This window comes from Pseudomonas sp. JH-2 (assembly GCF_036231725.1).
GTDB classification, from domain to species: domain Bacteria; phylum Pseudomonadota; class Gammaproteobacteria; order Pseudomonadales; family Pseudomonadaceae; genus Pseudomonas; species Pseudomonas delhiensis.
The window spans coordinates 1-16,998 of the sequence record NZ_JAZAQP010000054.1; the positions used below are offsets into that span (position 1 = coordinate 1).

The following is a 16,998-nucleotide window of genomic DNA, read 5'->3' on the forward strand; positions in this document are numbered from 1 at the left end:
GCCTAATACATAGATGCAATCGGGTTCCTCTGTTCAAAAGCGGGTTGACGGTGGGGGTGAGTCCATACATAGGAGCGGGCCCTGCCCGCGAATCGCGCGCAGGGCGCGCTCCTACAAGGGCACACGGTGTGGAGGCAATCCGTGGGATGGCGTTGAGCGCAGCGATACCCATCGCCACGACCACATGGGTTTCGCAAGCTCGACCCATCCTACGGTCTGGATGAAATCCGCTCGAAATGCCGAGCCTCCCTGTAGGAGCGGGCCCTGCCCGCGATTCGCGCGCAGGGCGCGCTCCTACAAGGGCACGGTGTGGAGGCAATCCGTGGGATGGCGTTGAGCGCAGCGATACCCATCGCCACGACCGCATGGGTTTCGCCCAACCCATCCTACGAAGAGCCGTTACTGCGCCACATCCTCCTGGCTCATCAGGATGGCATTGGCCAGCTCCATGTCGCTGCGTTGCTGCAGCTCCGGATGGTCGTTGCGCAGGCGCTGCAGCGCGGCTTCCAGGTAGGGGCCGCGGATGGCGCCGTCGCTGGCCACGTAGCTGCCGGCGTCGTCGCGGGCGGCGAGGATCAGCTTGTGGTCGTGCTTGAAGGTCAGGTAGGTCGAGGCGGTGGTGGCCCCGGAGGAGATGATGTCGCGCCAGAAGCCGTCGGCCATGGCCGGGGCCAGGGGCAGCAGGCTGAAGAGGGCGAGGATGCCGGTCAGTTTGAGCATGCGCATGGGAGTTTCTCCTCCGTAGGTCCGCATGACCTTATGAGCCGGATATGCGCCGGCTAGTTCAGGGAAACTTCCCGATGGCCATTCCCAGGCCCGTGTTGCCACGGTTTTCGACAAAATGGGTGAGCGATGCGCGAGGATTGCGTTTGAATGAGTTTCCCTGCCGGAGTGATGGCATGAACATCCGACCCATCCACACCCATGAAGACTACAAGGCCAGCCTGAAGGAGCTGTCCGCGTATTTCGACAATGAGCCGGAACCCGGTACGCCCGAGGGGGATCGTTTCGAAGTGCTGCTGACGCTGGTCGAGGCCTATGAGACCAGGCATTACCCCATCGAGGCGCCGCATCCCATCGAGGCCATCAAGTTCCGCATGGAGCAGGGTGGCCTGACCGTCAAGGACCTGGTCCCTTCCATCGGCCAGCCCAACCGCGTCTACGAGGTGCTGTCCGGCAAGCGCAGCCTGACGCTGCCGATGATCCGCAAGCTGCACCGCAACCTGGGGATACCCGCCGAGAGCCTGATCGCCGAATACGCCTGAAGCCAGTGCATCGGGAAGCCCGCTGCCCCGTGAGGGGCGCGGGCTTTTCTTTTGCGTGTCGGGGGATTGCCGTTCAGCGTTCGCCGGCCAGCAGCGCGCTGGCCAGCTCCAGGTCGCTGCGCTGCTGCAACTGCGGGTAGTCGCTGCGCAGGCGCTGCAGTTCGGCTTCCAGCCAGGGGCCGCGGATGGCGCCGGCGCTGGCGACGAAGCTGCCGGCGTCGTCGGCCAGCGGGCCGACCAGCTTGTGGTCGTCGCGGCTGGTCAGGTAGCTGGAGGCGGTGGTGGCGCCGGTGGACAGCACGCCGCGCCAGAAGCCGGCGTCTTCGGCCTGGGCGGCGGCGAAGGGAAGGGTGGACAGGGCGACGGCCAGGGCCGCTCCGGGGATACGCATGGGTGCTCCTTGGGTGACTGCGTTCGCGTCCCCTCAGAGTGCCTGCCCGCCCGCGAGTTCCGGAGCGCCCGGTGGAATCGGGCGCTTCCGAACCGCGCCGTCATTCGCCCTTGAGCGCCGGGTCGTCGGGGTTCTGCTGCTCCAGCTCGGCCAGTTGCATCTGCACCTTCTCCAGCTGGCCGATCTCGCGCAGGTAGGCGATCAGCGCCAGGCGTGCGTCGCGGTTCGCCGGCTGGCGCTGCAGCAGTTGCTCCAACTGGCGGCAGGCAGCGTCGGCCTGGCCGCTGTCGTGCAGGCCGATGGCCAGGATGTAGCGGAACTGCGCGCTGTCCGGGGCCAGGCGCACCGCCTCCTGCAGTTCCTTGAGCGCTGCGTCGCGCTGGCCCTGGCGGATCAGCGCCAGGCCCAGGGCGTGGTGCAGCAGGCCCGACTGCGAGTGGCGCTTGAGCGCGCCGTCCAGCAACTGGCGGGCTTCGTCGGGGCGCTGGCGGGCTTCCAGCCACTGGTAGAGGCTGACCAGCGCCGGCAGGAAGTCGGGGTCGCGCACCAGGGCCGCGCGCAGCGCCGGCTCCACTTCGGCGTCGCGGCCGGTGGCCTGGTAGAGCATGGCGCGGTTGAGGTTGGACTCGGCGCGCTCGGCCAGGCTCAACTGGACTTCCTCGTACTCCTTCAGGCCTTTGGCCAGCGGCGCCTGCAGCCCGGCTCCGGCTCGCACTTCCGGCGGCAACTGCGCCAGCTGCCAGGTGGCGGAGAGGCGCACGGCGCGCAGCGGGTCGTCCAGCAGGGGCGCCAGCAGCAGCGCCTGGCGCGGCGGGCCGGCCAGGGCGGCGACCGCGCCTATGGCGGCGTTGCGCACCTGTGGGTCGGCGTCCCGCAGGCCCTGGCTGGCCAGCTCCAGGGAGCGCGAGCTGGGGTAGGCGGGCAGTTCGGCGAGCAGGGTGGCGCGGCGGATCGCCGGCAGTTCGTTGCTGGCCAGCAGCAGGTGTAGCGCCCGCGAGGCGCCGGGCTGGCCGTTGCGGGCCTTCCACAGGGTGTCGTCGTAGCGCGGCACGCTGCCGGGCTGCTTCGCGTCGCTGGCGTACCACAGGCGGAACTGCTCGGCGACCTTCGAGGCGCTGTCGCGGTGGCAGCCCATGCAGGCGTCCGGCGCGCCTATCTTCTGCGCGTGCTGCGGGTCGGGGATGCTGAAGCTGTGGTCATGCCGGTAGTGGTTGACCATGTAGTACTTGCCCGGCATGTGGCAGGCGGTGCACTGCGCGCCCGGGGTGCCGGGTTCGTGGTGATGGTGCTCGGGCGAGTCGTAGTCCTTCGCCAGCAGGCCCTTGCCGTCGATGCCCGGGCGCACCGGCTTGCCGGCCTTGTTGTGGCACTGCAGGCAGAGGCCGTTGCCGGCGATCTTCACCTGGCCGCTGTGGGGGTTGTGGCAGTCGGTGCACTTCACGCCCTTCTCGAACATCTTGCTCTGGGTGAAGGAGCCCCACTCGAAGACCTCGTCCTTGATCTTGCCGTCGATCTGGTACAGCTCGCGGGTCAGCAGGCTGGGCAGGTAGTCGTCCATGAACCGGTGGCGGTGCTGGAAGCCGTCGCCCAGCGGCGCGCGGCGGGCGTGGCAGCGTGCGCAGTTCTCCACCAGCTCGCTGGCGGCGGTGCTGGCGCCCAGTGGCTTGTCGAAGCCGCGGCTGGCGTCGCCGTCGGGCTTCTTCGCCCATTCCAGGTGGCGCGAGGTCGGGCCGTGGCAGGCCTGGCAGCCGACGCCCAGGCTCTGCCAGTGGCTGGCGAAGGCGTTCTTGTCGGCGTCGAAGTTGCGCTTGAAGTCGGTGGTGTGGCACTCGATGCACATGAAGTTGGCGTTCTGCGTCGGGCGCGTCCAGTGCAGTTCGTCCTTGAAGTCGACGTGCTGCCCGGGGTTGAGCTCGAACCAGCGGTGCTTCTGGGTATCCCAGGCCACGCCCAGGGCCTGCAGGCGGCCGCCGGGGTATTCCAGCAGGTACTGCTGCAGCGGGGCCACGCCGAAGGTGTAGGCCACCTTGAAGTCCGCCGGCTTGCCGTCGGCGCCGGGCGTGTTGACCCAGAATTCCCCGCCCTTGCGGAAGAAGCGGGTGTTTTCGGCCTCGCCCTTGAACTTCACGTCGGCGAAGTCGCCCAGCACGTTGGCCTCGCTGGCCACCTGCATCGCCTTGTGGTGGTGCGAACCCTGCCAGTCCTGGAACTGACCCTGGTGGCAGCCCTGGCATTGCTGCTCGTCGACGAAGCCGGCCTTCGGTGCCTCGGCCACCACGGGCTTCGCCGGGGGCACGGGCGGGGCCGCGATGGGCAGCGACGGGGCGCTGTATTCCACGTACCACCAGGCGGCGGCGCTGGCCAGCAACAGCACGGCGACCAGCGCGGTGGCCAGGTTCCGCGCCAGGCGCGGGGTGGAGGGGGTGTGGGCCGGTGCGGCCCCTTTCCGGTCTTTCTTCTTGGCAGGCTTCTGCATGCGGACGTCCGTTGTTCGGGCAGGCATGTATCACGGTGGCAGCAGCTTCAGTGACAGCCGGGGGGATGTCAAACCCCCGGCCGGGGGGTGGCCGGCTTCACCCTTGAGTGTGAGGCCAGGTTCAGGGCTGGCGGATGGCAGCGACCCGGGCGCTGTCCACCTTCACCGCCGGATTGCCGAACTGCGCCGTGAGGTAGTTGACCAGGGTGGCGATCTGCTGGTCGTCGAGGGCGCCGGCGAAGCCGGGCATGAACACCTCCTGCCCGGCGCTTTCGCGGTGTACGCCGGTGAGCACGACCTGCACCAGGTTGTCCGGCTGCCGTGCGCCCACCGTGGTATTGCGGCTGAGCATGGGGTAGTAGGCGTCCTTCGTGCCCTGGCCGCTCCAGCCGTGGCAACTGGCGCAGTTGCCGAGGAACAGCCGGGCGCCGTCGTCGCGGGCCTGGGCGTCGAAGTCCTCGCCGCGCAGCGCCACCAGGTCGTCGGCGGGCTCGCCCCAGGCGAAGCGCGGCTTGCGCTCGCCGTCGCCGACCGCCCTGACGCTGCGCAGGTAGCCGGCGATCGCCTGCAGGTCGGCAGGCCGCAGGTACTGGAAACTGTGTTCCACGGCCTCGGCCATGGGCCCGGCGGCCTGGGCCTTGCCGGGCAGGCGGCCGCTGCGCAGGTACTGCGCCAGCTCGGCATCGCTCCAGCCGCCGATGCCGCTGTGGGTGTCGCTGGTGATGTTGTAGGCGTACCAGCCGCCCAGGGCGGCGCCGGAGAGGTAGCCGGCGGCCTTTTCGTCCAGCGCCTTCTCCTGGAAGGCCAGGCCGCGCGGGGTGTGGCAGGTGCCGCAGTGGGCCAGGCCCTGCACCAGGTAGGCGCCGCGGTTCCAGGCCTCGCTCTGCTTCGGGTTGGGCTGGAAGGGGCGGTCGTCGTGGAACAGCGCGTTCCAGAGGGCCAGCGGCCAGCGCATGTTCAGCGGCCAGGGGATGTCGCTGTCGCGGTTGGCCTGGGCCACGGCCTCGACGCCGCCGCGCAGGAAGTAGGCGTAGAGGGCCTGCATGTCCGTATCGTCGATCTTGGCGTAGGCGGTGTAGGGCATCGCCGGGTAGAGGTGCAGGCCGCCCTTGGCCACGCCTTCGCGCAGGGCGCGGGCGAAATCCTCGTAGCTGTAGGCGCCGATGCCGGTACGCGGGTCGGGGGTGATGTTGGTGGAATGCACCGCGCCCAGCGGGGTGGTCAGCGGCAGGCCGCCGGCAAAGGGCTGGCCGCCGGGGGCGGTGTGGCAGGCCGCGCAGTCGCCGGCGCGGGCCAGGTATTCGCCGCGCTGCAGCAACTCGGCCGGCGCCGGGTCCAGGGCCGGGGCGGCCCGGGCCAGGCAGGGCAGCAGGAGCAGGGCGGCCAGCAGGCGGGCGGACATGCTCAGGCCTCCCCTTTCAGGCGCTCGGCCAGGCGCAGGGCGAGGGCGGCGAGGGTCAGTGTGCAGTTCACCGAGCCCACCGTGGGCATCACCGCGCTGCCGGCGAGGAACAGGTTGGGGTGGTCGTGGCTGCGGCAGTCGCGGTCCACCACCGAGTCGCCGGGGTCGTCGCCCATCAGCGCGGTGCCGGCGATGTGGTTGTTGTTGGCGAAGCTGTCTTCGAACTGCACCTCGCTGCCGCCGAGCAGCCTGGCGGCATGGGCGTAGACCTCGCGGGTGTGCGCCGCGCTGCGGCGCACGTAGTCGTCCATGGCGTAGGTGAACTCCGGCTTGGGGATGCCCAGGGCGTCGCGCTCGCTGGCGCTGGGCAGGATGCGGTTCTCCGGGCGCGGCAGGATCTCGTGGAAGCTGTCGAAGCGCACGAAGCGCGCGGCGCGCTCGCGGATCTGCGCCTCCAGCTCGCGGCCCGGCAGCAGCGGGCCCTGGCGGATCAGCTCGGCGGTCACCTGGTCGACCCGCGAGAGGTTGGACAGGTGGATCTTCTTCGCCGCGTACTGGCTGCGGAAGGCGCCGTCGCGGAAGCCGACCATCGAGGTCATCTCCTGCGGCCCGCGTCCGGGCCAGAGCTTCTCGCTGGCGTAGAAGCGCACCGCGGTGCCGGGGTGGTCCATGAGGTTGCGGCCGACCATGCCCGAAGCGTTGCCGGCCTCGGACATCAGCATCAGCTTGGGCGTCTCCACGCCGTTGGCGGCGAGCACGAAGACCTTGCCCTCCACCCGCGTCTCGTTGCCCTGCGGGTCCTTGCAGAGGGCCGCGACCAGGCGCCCGCCATCGCCCTTTTCCAGCTGGAACACCACGCTGTTGTCCATCAGCCGGGCGCCGGCGGCCTCGGCCTTCTCGACGTGGACGATGCCGTTGTACATGGCGCCGATCGGGCAGATCGGCATGCAGTTGTTGTTGCCGCAGCAGGTCGGCCGCTGGTCGTAGGGGCGGCTGTTGCGCGCCACCGGTTCGGTGACCACGCGGTAGCCGTTGGCGTTGAGCACGTCCTTCACCCGCTGCTCGTTCCACGACAGCGGCAGCGGCGCCATGGGGTAGGGCTGGCTGCGCGGCGAGCCCAGGTCCTCGTCGGCCGGGCCCCAGACGCCGAGGGCCTGTTCGGCGCGCTGGTACCAGGGCTCCAGCTCGGCATATTCGATAGGCCAGTCGCGGCCCACGCCGTACAGGCTGCGCAGCCTGAAGTCGGCCGGCAGGAAGCGCCAGGCCGAGGCCGCCCAGTGCCAGGTGGTGCCGCCGACCACGCGCAGGTACTGCACGTCGTAGGGGTGCTCGCCTTTTTGCACCAGGTAGTGGTTGTCCGGGTGGTACTGCGGGTGCGGCGCGTGGGCCATGGACGGGTAGGGCGCCTGGTTGTCGGACTTGTCGGCCTGGTTGCGGAAGCGCTCGACGATCTCCCAGCGCGACAGCCGCGGGCCGGCCTCGAGGATCAGCACGTCCTTGCCGGCCAGGGCCAACTGGTGGGCGACCAAGGCGCCGGCGACGCCGGAGCCGACCACCACGTAGTCGGCGCTTTGCGTGTCGGCCATGCTCAGGCCCCCCGCTCGACCGGTTGCGCGGCCCAGAAGCCCGGCTGGTTGCTGCAGTAGCTGCGCGGCAGCAGCACGTCGTCCACGGCGCGGAACATCAGGGCGCCCTCGTAGGTGACCAGGCTGGGGCGCTCGTCCTCGCCGACGTAGCCCAGGTACCAGGCGGCGAGGATCTGCCGGGCCAGCCACTGCTGGCGCTCGCCCCAGCGCTGCGGGCCGTCGCCCAGGCGCGCCTGCAGCTCGCCCAGGCTCTGGGCGAGGGCGGTGTCGCGCTGCGCCAGGGCCAGGTACAGGCGCTGGCCGATGCGTGGGTCGAGGTTGCTGCGGCCGGTCAGGCGCTGCGACAGCGTCATGAAGATCGCCAGCTCCGCCTCGGCCTGGGGCGTCAGCGCGGCCCAGGCCATGGCCGCCGGGCCCAGCAGCAGGCCACCGGCCACGGCGCCGCCGCAGGCCATGGCCAGCAGGCGCCGGCGGGACAGGGAAAAGCGTGGCTGGTCTGGCATGCGGACCTCTCGTTCAACAGGCAGCGGCGGCCCGGGGCCGCGGAGGGATCACGGTGTCGCGGGCCGGGTCGTGCCCGGCCTTCTGGCTTATCGTCGGCGCGCGCCAACCAAGGGTGGCGATACGCGGGCCTGCCCCTTAGTATTGCGGCATCTCGCGATTCTGCAGGGCGAATGCGCCCGCGCCGAACCTTCGGCGTGCATCGCGGACCTCTCTACGACACGGGTTTTCCATGAAACAGTACCTCGACCTGATGCGCCACGTGCGCGAGCACGGCACCTTCAAGAGCGACCGTACCGGCACCGGCACCTACAGCGTGTTCGGCCATCAGATGCGCTTCGACCTGGGCGAAGGCTTCCCCCTGGTGACCACCAAGAAGTGCCACCTGAAATCGATCGTCCACGAGCTGCTGTGGTTCCTCAAGGGTTCGACCAACATCGCCTACCTGAAGGAAAACGGCGTCTCCATCTGGGACGAATGGGCCGACGAGAACGGCGAGCTGGGCCCGGTCTACGGCTACCAGTGGCGCTCCTGGCCGGCGCCGGACGGCCGCCACATCGACCAGATCGCCAACCTGATGACGATGCTGAAGAACAACCCGGACTCGCGCCGGCTGATCGTCTCGGCCTGGAACCCGGCGCTGATCGACGAGATGGCCCTGCCGCCGTGCCACGCGCTGTTCCAGTTCTACGTCGCCGACGGCAAGCTCAGCTGCCAGCTGTACCAGCGCTCGGCGGACATCTTCCTCGGCGTGCCCTTCAACATCGCCAGCTACGCCCTGCTGACGCTGATGGTGGCGCAGGTCGCCGGCCTGCAGCCGGGCGACTTCATCTGGACCGGCGGCGACTGCCACCTGTACGCCAACCACCTGGAGCAGGCCGACCTGCAGCTGACCCGCGAGCCGCTGGCGCTGCCGACCATGAAGCTCAACCCGGCGGTGAAGGACCTGTTCGACTTCCGCTTCGAGGACTTCGAACTGGTCGGCTACGAAGCCCATCCGCACATCAGGGCGCCCGTCGCCGTCTGATCGCTTGCCTCTCCGCCCCCGCCCATGCGGCGGGGGCCTTCTTCCCGTTCCGTCCTTCCCCAGGAGCGGACTCCGTCCGCGATTTCGCACGCAGGGCGCGCTCCTACATGGGAATGGCGCGGGGGCGTAGCGTAGGAGCGGATCTCATCCGCGAACCGCGCCGGGATGTCCGGCTATCGCGGACAAGGTCCGCTCCTACGTTGTTTTCAATCGCGCCAAGGTGCTGTGCTCTTCGTAGATACCGCCCGCCGGTGCGCTATCCATTCGATTGGTAGTGCTTCATTCCGCATAGCGATACAAGGTTCCGCCTGATCGCCACGCCTTGCTATGCTGGCCCGATCGCCCGTCGCCGTCCGGACGGCCCCGATGCACTTGTGCCGTGCCCTGAGCGAAGGTCGCGGCGCGCCATGCCCTTTCCGCTGTACAACGATAACAACGGGGAAACGTCATGCAGCCTTTCAGCTTCGCCACCACCGCGCAGATCCTCTGCGAAAGCGGCTCCGCCGCCCGCCTCGGCGCGCTTTGCCGGGAGCGCGGCGCGGCGCGCGTGCTCATCGTCAGCGACCCCGGCATCACCCGCCTGGGCTTGCTCGACGGGGTGCTGCCGGGCTTCGCCGCCGCCGGGGTGGCGGTGCGGGTGTTCGACCAGGTGCTGGCGGACCCGCCGGAGGCTGTGGTCCTGCAGGCCGCCATGCAGGCGCTGGAGATGGGCGCGCAACTGGTCGTCGGCTTCGGTGGCGGCAGTTCCATGGACGTGGCCAAGCTGGTGGCGCTGCTGGCCCACCCGCAGGCGACCCAGGCCCTGCCGGAGCTGTTCGGCGTGGGCAATGCCCGCGGCCCGCGGCTGCCGCTGATCCAGGTGCCGACCACCGCTGGCACCGGTTCGGAAGTCACCCCCATCGCCATCGTCACCACTGGCGCCACTACCAAGAGCGGCGTGGTCAGCCCGCACCTGCTGCCGGACCTGGCGCTGCTCGACGCCGACCTGACCCTCGGCCTGCCGCCGGCGGTGACCGCCGCCACCGGCATCGACGCCATGGTCCACGCCATCGAGGCCTATACCAGCAAGCTGAAGAAGAACCCGCTGTCCGACCTGCTGGCCCGCGAGGCCCTGCGCCTGCTGGCGCAGAACCTCGATGCGGTGGTGCACCACGGCGCCAACCGCGAGGCGCGCCAGGCCATGCTGCTGGGCGCCTGCCTGGCCGGCCAGGCCTTCGCCAACGCGCCGGTGGCGGCGGTGCACGCCCTGGCCTACCCGCTGGGCGGGCACTTCCACATTCCCCACGGCCTGTCCAATGCCCTGGTGCTGCCGGAGGTGATGCGCTTCAATGCGCCGGCCGCCGCTGCGCTGTATGCGGAGCTGGCGCCGTTGCTGCTTGGCGAGCGTCTGCGCGCCGGCGACCGCGACGGCCTGGTCGAGCAGTTCATCGACGAACTGGCGGCCCTCAGCCCGCGCTGCGGCCTGCCTTCGCGGCTGCGCGATGCCGGCGTGCCGGAGCACGCGCTGGTCGTGCTGGCCAGCGACGCCATGCAGCAGCAGCGCCTGCTGGTCAACAACCCGCGCGAGGTCGGCGAGGCCGATGCCCTGGCGATCTACCGCGCCGCCTACTGAGGACGACATGAGCGAACACCCCAGCCGCGCCGACTACCGGCACTTCCAGCCGATCACCACGCGCTGGCACGACAACGACGTCTATGGCCATGTGAACAACGTGACCTACTACGGCTTCTTCGACACCGCGGTGAACACCTACCTGATCGAACGGGGCGGGCTGGACATCCACGACGGCGAGGTGGTCGGCTTCGTGGTCAGCTCCAGCTGCGACTACTTCGCCCCGGTGGCCTTCCCCGAACGCATCGAGGTCGGCCTGCGCGTCGGCAAGCTGGGCAGCAGTTCGGTGCAGTACGAGCTGGCGGTGTTCCGCGAGGGCGAGGAACTGGCCTGCGCCGCCGGGCGCTTCGTGCACGTCTTCGTCGAACGCGCGAGCAACCGCCCGGTGCCGATTCCCGCCGGCCTGCGCGAGGCCATGCAGGTGCTGCTGGTCGGCTGAGGCCAGGTCTCGTCATATTCCTGCAGGAGCGCGCAGCGGCAGGCACGGCCTCTCGTAGGAGCGAGCTTGCTCGCGAATGAGTCCCCGCTGCGGAACCTGTTCGCGAGCAAGCTCGCTCCTACGAAGAGCAGCCTGGCGCGGCCATCGGTGCCGGCCTGGGCGGCGCAGCCGGCACAGATCCGCTACGGTCAGGGACGCCGGGCACCATGAAAAACGCCGTTTCCTCTCAGGGAGGAAACGGCGTTTTTGTCTTGCCCGAGCGACCGCTGGCTCAGTCGCGGTGCTTATGCTTGCGCTTGTGTTTGTGCTTGTGGCCGCCGTCGTGGTGGTCGTCGTCATCGGCCAGCGAGCTGCCCACCGCGCCGCCGGCTGCGCCGCCCAGGCCGGCGCCGATGGCTGCGCCGGTGGAGCCGCCGACCTTGTTGCCCAGCACCGAGCCGCCGGCCGCGCCCAGGCCGCCGCCGATGGCGGCCTCGGTCTTCTTGCCGTCCTTGGCGCCCACGGCGCCGCCAGCCGCACCGCCGACGCCGGCGCCGATGGCCGCGCCGGTGCTGCCGCCCAGGGCGCCGCCGACGACATTGCCCAGGGCACCGCCCAGGCCGCTACCGACCGCCGCGTTGGTGTTGTCGCCGGCCAGGGCGTACTGGCTGGCGACCAGGCCGAGGGCCAGGGCCGAGAGAGTCTTGCGCATGTTCTAACCTTTCAGAGGGGGAGCGTCGGAAGCATTGTTCCGAACGCAAAACAGCCGGACAAGGGTGTCCGGCTGAGCTGCAGGGTTTATCGCGGGGCGCCTGCCCTGGGTCAATCCCAGTGCTTGTGGCGACGATGGTGCTTGTACCAGCCGCGATGACGGCCATTGTCATGCCAGTGGCGACGGTCGTCGTAGCGGGCGCGGCGGTAGCCGCGGTAGTCGTCGTCATCGTCGTGGCGGTTGCTGTCGGCATAGTGGTTGCCCAGCGCGCCACCGCCGCCGCCGCCCAGGGCCGCGCCGATCAGGCCGCCGGTGCTGCCGCCGATCTTGTTGCCGATGACCTGGCCGCCGGCTGCTCCGAGGCCACCGCCGATGGCCGCTTCGGTCTTGTTGCCATGGCGGGCGCCGACCGCACCGCCGGCCGCGCCACCGACACCGGCGCCAATGGCTGCGCCGGTGCTGCCGCCGACCGCCTGGCCGACGACGGTACCCAATACCCCGCCCAGGGCGCCACCGACGCCGGCACGGGTGTCGCCGTCCGCGAAGGCGGAACCACCGACCAGCGCAAGAGACAACAGGAGCATCGAGGAGTACTTCATAGAGAGGTTCTCTGTGTGGATGTTGGCGCCGATGCTGCTGTTGCGTGACAAGGCTTACAAGCCTCTGCCGACGAGTGACGCGACTTTCATCAAAAAATGCAAGTATTTGATTTAAGGACAGAACTTTTTCTATTTCGGGCTGTCTGAATGACATTCCGAGGGTACGAATTTCGCGTGTTATTCACACAAAGTGCTGTTGCAATGATGGCATTTCACGCGATGAGGGCGCACTCGAAAACCTCAGGCCGGCCTCGGACCTTCCCATCGAATTTTCCGGACGAACGCGCAGGGCGGATGAGCCTTCGTGGCCATCCGCCCATGGCTTGCCCCCGCCTCAGAGGATGCGGCCGTCGTCCCGGGCGTTTTCCAGGCGTACCGCGACGAACTTCGAGGTCGGGGTGAAGCTGCCCTCGCCGTGGCTCTGCAGCGGCACCAGCGGGTTGGTCTCCGGGTAGTAGGCGGCCGCCTGGCCCGCGGGGATGTCGAAGGCCAGCAGGGTGAAGCCGCTGACCCGCCGTTCCACGCCATCGTCCCACAGCGAAACCATGTCCACCTTCTGCCCGGGCTCGAAGCCCAGCCGGCGGATGTCCGCCTCGTTGGCGAAGACCACCTCGCGCTGGCCGCGCACGCCGCGGTAGCGGTCGTCCAGGCCGTAGATGGTGGTGTTGTACTGGTCGTGGGAGCGCAGTGTCTGGAGGATCAGGTGGGGGCGCTCGCCGGTGCGGCGCACCTGTTCCGGCAGCAGGTCCTCGGGTAGCGGCGCGGCACTGAAGTTGGCCAGGCCGCTGGCGGTGTTCCAGCGCCGCTCCCTGGCCGCGTTGCCCAGGTAGAAGCCGCCGGGGTGCTTCAGCCGCTGGTTGAAGTCGGCGAAGCCGGGGATGGTGTCGGCGATCAGCTCGCGGATGCGGTCGTAGTCGGCGATCAGCGCGTCCCAGTCCACCGGGTGGTCGCCCAGGGTGGCCTTGGCCATGCCGGCGATGATCGCCGGTTCCGAGCGCATCTGCGCCGACAGAGGCTCCAGCTGGCCGTAGGAGGCGTGGAGCATGCTGAAGGAGTCTTCCACGGTCACCGCCTGCGGGCCGCCGGCCTGGCGGTCGATGTCGGTGCGGCCCAGGCAGGGCAGGATCAGCGCGTCCTCGCCGCAGGTCAGGTGGCTGCGGTTGAGCTTGGTGCTGATGTGCACGGTCAGCGCGCAGCGCTGCAGGGCGCTGTGGGTGCGCGGGCTGTCCGGCGTGGCCTGGGCGAAGTTGCCGCCCAGGCCGATGAAGACCCTGGCCTGGCCTTCGAGCATGGCGTTGATGGCCTCTACGGTGTTGTGGCCATTGTGCCGCGGCACCTTGAAGGCGAAGCGCTTCTCCAGGGCGTCGAGCAGCGCCGCCGGCGGCCGGTCGTTGATGCCCATGGTGCGGTCGCCCTGCACGTTGCTGTGGCCGCGCACCGGGCACAGGCCGGCGCCGGGCCGGCCGATGTTGCCGCGTAGCAGTTGCAGGTTGACCACTTCCTGGAGGGTCGGCACCGAATGGCGGTGCTGTGTCAGGCCCATGGCCCAGCACATGATGACGCGCTCGGCGCGGCGGTACATGGCCGCCGCCGCCTCGATCTCGGCCAGGCTCAGGCCCGACTGGCGCTCGATGGCGTCCCAGGCGGTGGCATCCAGTTCGGCCAGGTAGGCCTCGACGCCGTGGGTGTGTTCGGCGATGAAGGCGTGGTCGAACACCGCCGGCTCGCCCTTGGCCTGGGCCTCGCGCTCCCACTGCAGGAGGAACTTGGCCATGCCGCGCACGGCGGCCATGTCGCCGCCCAGGGCGGGGCGGAAGAACGCGGTGTTCAGCGGTTCGGAACCGTTGGTCAGCATCTCCAGGGCGTGTTGCGGATGCTGGAAGCGTTCCAGGCCGCGCTCCTTGAGCGGGTTGAAGGCCACCACCTGGGCGCCGCGCTTCACCGCCTCGCGCAGTGGTTCGAGCATGCGCGGGTGGTTGGTGCCGGGGTTCTGGCCGAACACGAAGATGGCGTCGGCGTGCTCGAAATCGTCGAAGGTGACGGTGCCCTTGCCGACCCCGACGCTCTGCCCCAGGGCCACGCCGCTGGCCTCGTGGCACATGTTCGAGCAGTCCGGGAAGTTGTTGGTGCCGAAGGCGCGGACGAACAGCTGGTAGAGGAAGGCCGCCTCGTTGCTGGCCCGGCCGGAGGTATAGAACTCGGCCTGGTCGGGGCTTTCCAGGCTGTGCAGGTGTTTCGCCACCAGGGCGAAGGCCTCGTCCCAGCCGACCGGCACGTAGCGGTCGCTGGCGCGGTCGTAGCGCATCGGCTCGGTCAGCCGGCCCTGGTACTCCAGCCAGTAGTCGCTCTGCTGGCGCAGCGCGCTGACGCTGTGGCGGGCGAAGAAGGCGGCGTCCACGCGGCGCTTGGTGGCTTCCCAGTTCACTGCCTTGGCGCCGTTCTCGCAGAACTTCACCCGGCCGTCCTCGGGGGAGTCGCCCCAGGCGCAGCCGGGGCAGTCGAAGCCGCCGTTCTGGTTGGTCTTGAGCAGCGCGCGCAGGTTCTTGAACGGCTGCTTGCTGTCCAGCCAGAAGCGCGTGACGCTGATCAGCGCGCCCCAGCCGGCGGCCGGGCCCTTGTAGGGTTGGTAACGGGGGTTGATCGGTTGCAGGCTCATCGGGATGTCGGGCGTCAGTGGGGGGCCGGCGCCGGGCTGTAGACCCGCGGCGCGTTGTGATGGGGGAGGTGGATCAGGTTCAGCCGGTGCCGGCGCGCCCACTCGACGGTGAGCGCGGTGGGCGCGGACAGGCTGACCAGGGTGGCTATGCCGGCGCGCACGGCCTTGTGGATAAGCTCCAGGCTGCAGCGGCTGGTGACCACGGCGAAGCCGTCGCGGCAGTCCAGGCGCCGCCGCTTGAGCGCGCCGATCAGCTTGTCGAGGGCGTTGTGCCGGCCGATGTCCTCGCGGCAGAGGGCGACCTGGCCGGCGCCGTCGACATGGAGCGCCGCATGCAGCGCGCCGCTGCGCCGCGCCAGCTTCTGCACCTGGTCGATGCGCTGGCGCAGGCCCAGCAGGTGGGCCGCCGGCGGCAGCGGCGCCGGCTCCAGCGGACGCAGTTCGGGCAGTGCCTGCTCGAGCGCCTCCACGCCGCACAGGCCGCAGCCGCTGGTGCCGGCCTGGCGCCGGCGTTGCTGCTTGAGCGCCCAGAAGGCCCGGCTCGATATCTGCACCTCGGCGCTGACGGCCTCGGCGAAGCGGTTCAGGCGGATGTCATAGATGTCGTCGATGGACTCGACCAGGCCGGCGCTCAGGCTGAAGCCGCGGATGAAGTCCTCGATGTCCTCGGGGGAGGTCATCATCACGGCCTGGCTCAGGCCGTTGTAGGCGATCGCCAGGGCCACCTCCTCGGCCAGCTCGGCGCGGTCGGAAGCGGGCTCGGCGCCCAGTTCGGCGTAGGCATAGGCGCCGCGGGCCGTGGCATCCGCGGGCGCCGGGCATTGGGGCTGGCAAGGCATGGGCTGGGGCCCTGTATTGGAATAGTGACGCCAGCCTAGGGCCCCGCCGCGGGAGCGTCTAATCGGTAGTGCCAATGCCTTGATCGACGCCATCTATCACGGCGCCGCGGTGTCCGTCGCGGGCTTTTCGTCGGCGGCCGGCGGCTTTCGGACGGCTCCTATCGTTGCCCCCGGCGCTGGCGTCTAGACTTCCTGGCGGCGCGGTCAGCCCTGAGCCGGCCGCAGGAACTCTAATCGCAAGGAGAAAGGACATGGGCATTCTGTCATTCGTTAAGGAAGCCGGCGAGAAGCTGCTGGGCGGCCTGCTGGGCGACAAGGCGCAGGCCGCCGAGTCGCTGAAGGAGCACGTGGCCAAGGTCGGCCTGGGCAACCCGAACATCCAGGTCAGCGTCGAGGGCGACAAGGTGATCGTCAGCGGCGAGGCGGCCAGCCAGGAAGAGAAGGAGAAGATCCTCCTGGCGCTGGGCAACGTCGAGGGCGTGGCCGGCGTGGAGGACAGCATCACCGTGGCCCAGGCGGCGCCGGAGGCGCGCTTCGTGACGGTGAAGAAGGGCGACACCCTGAGCGCCATCGCCAAGGCCGAGTACGGCAACGCCAACGCCTACATGAAGATCTTCGAGGCCAACAAACCGATGCTCAGCCACCCGGACAAGATCTACCCGGGGCAGGTGCTGCGGATTCCGGAATAAAAGCGGCGGCAGGCTTCAGGCGGCAGGCTGCAGGCGAGAGCGGGCTGGGCTTTTGCCTGCAGCCTGCAGCCTGCGGCCTGTAGCCTGTAGCCGCTCTTAAAGCCCCTCGATCAGGTTGCGATAGTCGTCCACCGCCGCGAATTCCGCGGTGTCCTTTGCGCCCTGGCGGCTGTCCGGCTGGCGTACCGCCAGCAGGTGGGCGATGCCGAAGGTGCGGGCGCTGCGCAGGATCGGCAGGCTGTCGTCGATGAACAGGCTGCGCGCCGGCTCGAAGCCGAAGTCGGCGTGCAGGGCCTGCCAGAACTGCTGGTCTTCCTTGGGGAAGCCGTAGTCGTGGGAGCTGATCAGGCGGTCGAACCAGGGCGCCAGCTCCACCCGTTCCAGCTTCAGCGACAGCGAATCGCGGTGCGCGTTGGTGATCAGCGCCACGCGCTTGCCGGCGCCGCGCAATGCGGCGAGGAAGGTGTCGGCGTCCGGGCGCAGGGCGATCAGGTGCGCCACCTCGCGCTTGAGGTCGCGGACCGACAGCCTCAGTTCGCGGCTCCAGAAGTCCAGGCAATACCAGTTGAGCTGCCCGGCGTTGTCGCGGAACAGCGGCAGCAGCTCGGCGTCGGCCTGCTCGCGGCTGATGCCGTGGTGCTCGGCGTAGCGCTGCGGCAGGTGCTGCAGCCAGAAATGGTTGTCGAAGTGCAGGTCGAGAAGGGTGCCGTCCATGTCCAGCAATACGCTGTCGATCCCGGCCCAGTCCAGGCGTGGCATGCTCTGCCCTGTCGCGAAGTGCCGCCCTGTCGCCGCCGGGGCGCAAGGTTCGGCACGGATTATCGG

Annotated in this window: 16 protein-coding genes; 5 read left to right on the forward strand and 11 right to left on the reverse strand. The window is 69.5% G+C overall.

The annotated features are described in order from the left end of the window. Positions 1–399 precede the first annotated feature (399 nt). A complete protein-coding gene (locus tag VV867_RS26345; RefSeq protein WP_328567976.1) occupies positions 400–726 on the reverse strand; it encodes a DUF2388 domain-containing protein in 327 nt (108 codons plus the stop codon). A 173-nt stretch (positions 727–899) separates the two neighbouring features. On the opposite strand from VV867_RS26345, the gene VV867_RS26350 reads away from it, so the two are divergent. Further along, positions 900–1,265 (forward strand): helix-turn-helix domain-containing protein, encoded by a 366-nt coding sequence (locus tag VV867_RS26350; RefSeq protein ID WP_328567977.1) that lies wholly within the window; start codon positions 900–902, stop codon positions 1,263–1,265. A 73-nt stretch (positions 1,266–1,338) separates the two neighbouring features. Here VV867_RS26350 and VV867_RS26355 read toward each other — a convergent pair whose 3' ends face one another. The 5 genes from VV867_RS26355 to VV867_RS26375 all read right to left on the reverse strand — a co-directional run bounded on the left by VV867_RS26355 (position 1,339) and on the right by VV867_RS26375 (position 7,623). After that, positions 1,339–1,656 carry a DUF2388 domain-containing protein gene (locus VV867_RS26355; RefSeq protein WP_275627935.1) on the reverse strand — a complete coding sequence of 106 codons (318 nt, stop codon included), beginning with the start codon at positions 1,654–1,656 and terminating at the stop codon, positions 1,339–1,341. A 100-nt stretch (positions 1,657–1,756) separates the two neighbouring features. Then, positions 1,757–4,132, reverse strand: coding sequence for a tetratricopeptide repeat protein (locus VV867_RS26360; protein ID WP_328567978.1), 2,376 nt, complete (start codon positions 4,130–4,132; stop codon positions 1,757–1,759). A 121-nt stretch (positions 4,133–4,253) separates the two neighbouring features. Further along, positions 4,254–5,534, reverse strand: a complete 1,281-nt coding sequence (locus VV867_RS26365; protein WP_328567979.1) for a cytochrome c — start codon at positions 5,532–5,534, stop codon at positions 4,254–4,256. Positions 5,535–5,536: 2 nt separating this feature from the next. Further along, positions 5,537–7,120 (reverse strand): GMC family oxidoreductase, encoded by a 1,584-nt coding sequence (locus VV867_RS26370; protein ID WP_328567980.1) that lies wholly within the window; start codon positions 7,118–7,120, stop codon positions 5,537–5,539. Between the two features lie 2 nt (positions 7,121–7,122). Then, positions 7,123–7,623 (reverse strand): sugar dehydrogenase complex small subunit, encoded by a 501-nt coding sequence (locus VV867_RS26375; RefSeq protein WP_328567981.1) that lies wholly within the window; start codon positions 7,621–7,623, stop codon positions 7,123–7,125. Positions 7,624–7,853: 230 nt separating this feature from the next. Between VV867_RS26375 and VV867_RS26380 the strand changes: the two genes are divergently transcribed. The 3 genes from VV867_RS26380 (at position 7,854) to VV867_RS26390 (ending at position 10,699) form a co-directional block, all read left to right on the forward strand. Next, the gene (locus tag VV867_RS26380; RefSeq protein ID WP_328567982.1) at positions 7,854–8,648 is read left to right on the forward strand and encodes a thymidylate synthase; all 795 of its coding nucleotides are present in this window, start codon (positions 7,854–7,856) and stop codon (positions 8,646–8,648) included. Between the two features lie 448 nt (positions 8,649–9,096). Beyond that, the gene (locus VV867_RS26385; RefSeq protein WP_328567983.1) at positions 9,097–10,260 is read left to right on the forward strand and encodes an iron-containing alcohol dehydrogenase; all 1,164 of its coding nucleotides are present in this window, start codon (positions 9,097–9,099) and stop codon (positions 10,258–10,260) included. A gap of 7 nt (positions 10,261–10,267) precedes the next feature. Continuing rightward, positions 10,268–10,699 (forward strand): acyl-CoA thioesterase, encoded by a 432-nt coding sequence (locus tag VV867_RS26390; protein ID WP_328567984.1) that lies wholly within the window; start codon positions 10,268–10,270, stop codon positions 10,697–10,699. Positions 10,700–10,970: 271 nt separating this feature from the next. Here the strand turns inward: VV867_RS26390 and VV867_RS26395 are convergent, their stop codons facing one another. The 4 genes from VV867_RS26395 to fdhD all read right to left on the reverse strand — a co-directional run bounded on the left by VV867_RS26395 (position 10,971) and on the right by fdhD (position 15,484). Then, a complete protein-coding gene (locus VV867_RS26395; RefSeq protein ID WP_109935078.1) occupies positions 10,971–11,390 on the reverse strand; it encodes a glycine zipper domain-containing protein in 420 nt (139 codons plus the stop codon). Between the two features lie 110 nt (positions 11,391–11,500). Next, on the reverse strand, positions 11,501–11,989 hold the full coding sequence (locus VV867_RS26400) for a hypothetical protein (protein WP_109935079.1): 489 nt from the start codon (positions 11,987–11,989) through the stop codon (positions 11,501–11,503). A gap of 334 nt (positions 11,990–12,323) precedes the next feature. Further along, the gene (locus VV867_RS26405; protein ID WP_109935080.1) at positions 12,324–14,645 is read right to left on the reverse strand and encodes an FdhF/YdeP family oxidoreductase; all 2,322 of its coding nucleotides are present in this window, start codon (positions 14,643–14,645) and stop codon (positions 12,324–12,326) included. A 14-nt stretch (positions 14,646–14,659) separates the two neighbouring features. Next, positions 14,660–15,484 carry a formate dehydrogenase accessory sulfurtransferase FdhD gene (gene fdhD / locus VV867_RS26410; protein ID WP_328567985.1) on the reverse strand — a complete coding sequence of 275 codons (825 nt, stop codon included), beginning with the start codon at positions 15,482–15,484 and terminating at the stop codon, positions 14,660–14,662. Positions 15,485–15,735: 251 nt separating this feature from the next. On the opposite strand from fdhD, the gene lysM reads away from it, so the two are divergent. Continuing rightward, entirely contained in the window at positions 15,736–16,173 is a 438-nt protein-coding gene (gene lysM / locus VV867_RS26415; RefSeq protein ID WP_109935082.1) for a peptidoglycan-binding protein LysM, read from the forward strand. Between the two features lie 96 nt (positions 16,174–16,269). On the opposite strand, the gene yrfG is transcribed toward lysM, so the two are convergent. Continuing rightward, the gene (gene yrfG / locus VV867_RS26420) at positions 16,270–16,932 is read right to left on the reverse strand and encodes a GMP/IMP nucleotidase (protein WP_109935083.1); all 663 of its coding nucleotides are present in this window, start codon (positions 16,930–16,932) and stop codon (positions 16,270–16,272) included. Between the last annotated feature and the right edge of the window lie 66 nt (positions 16,933–16,998).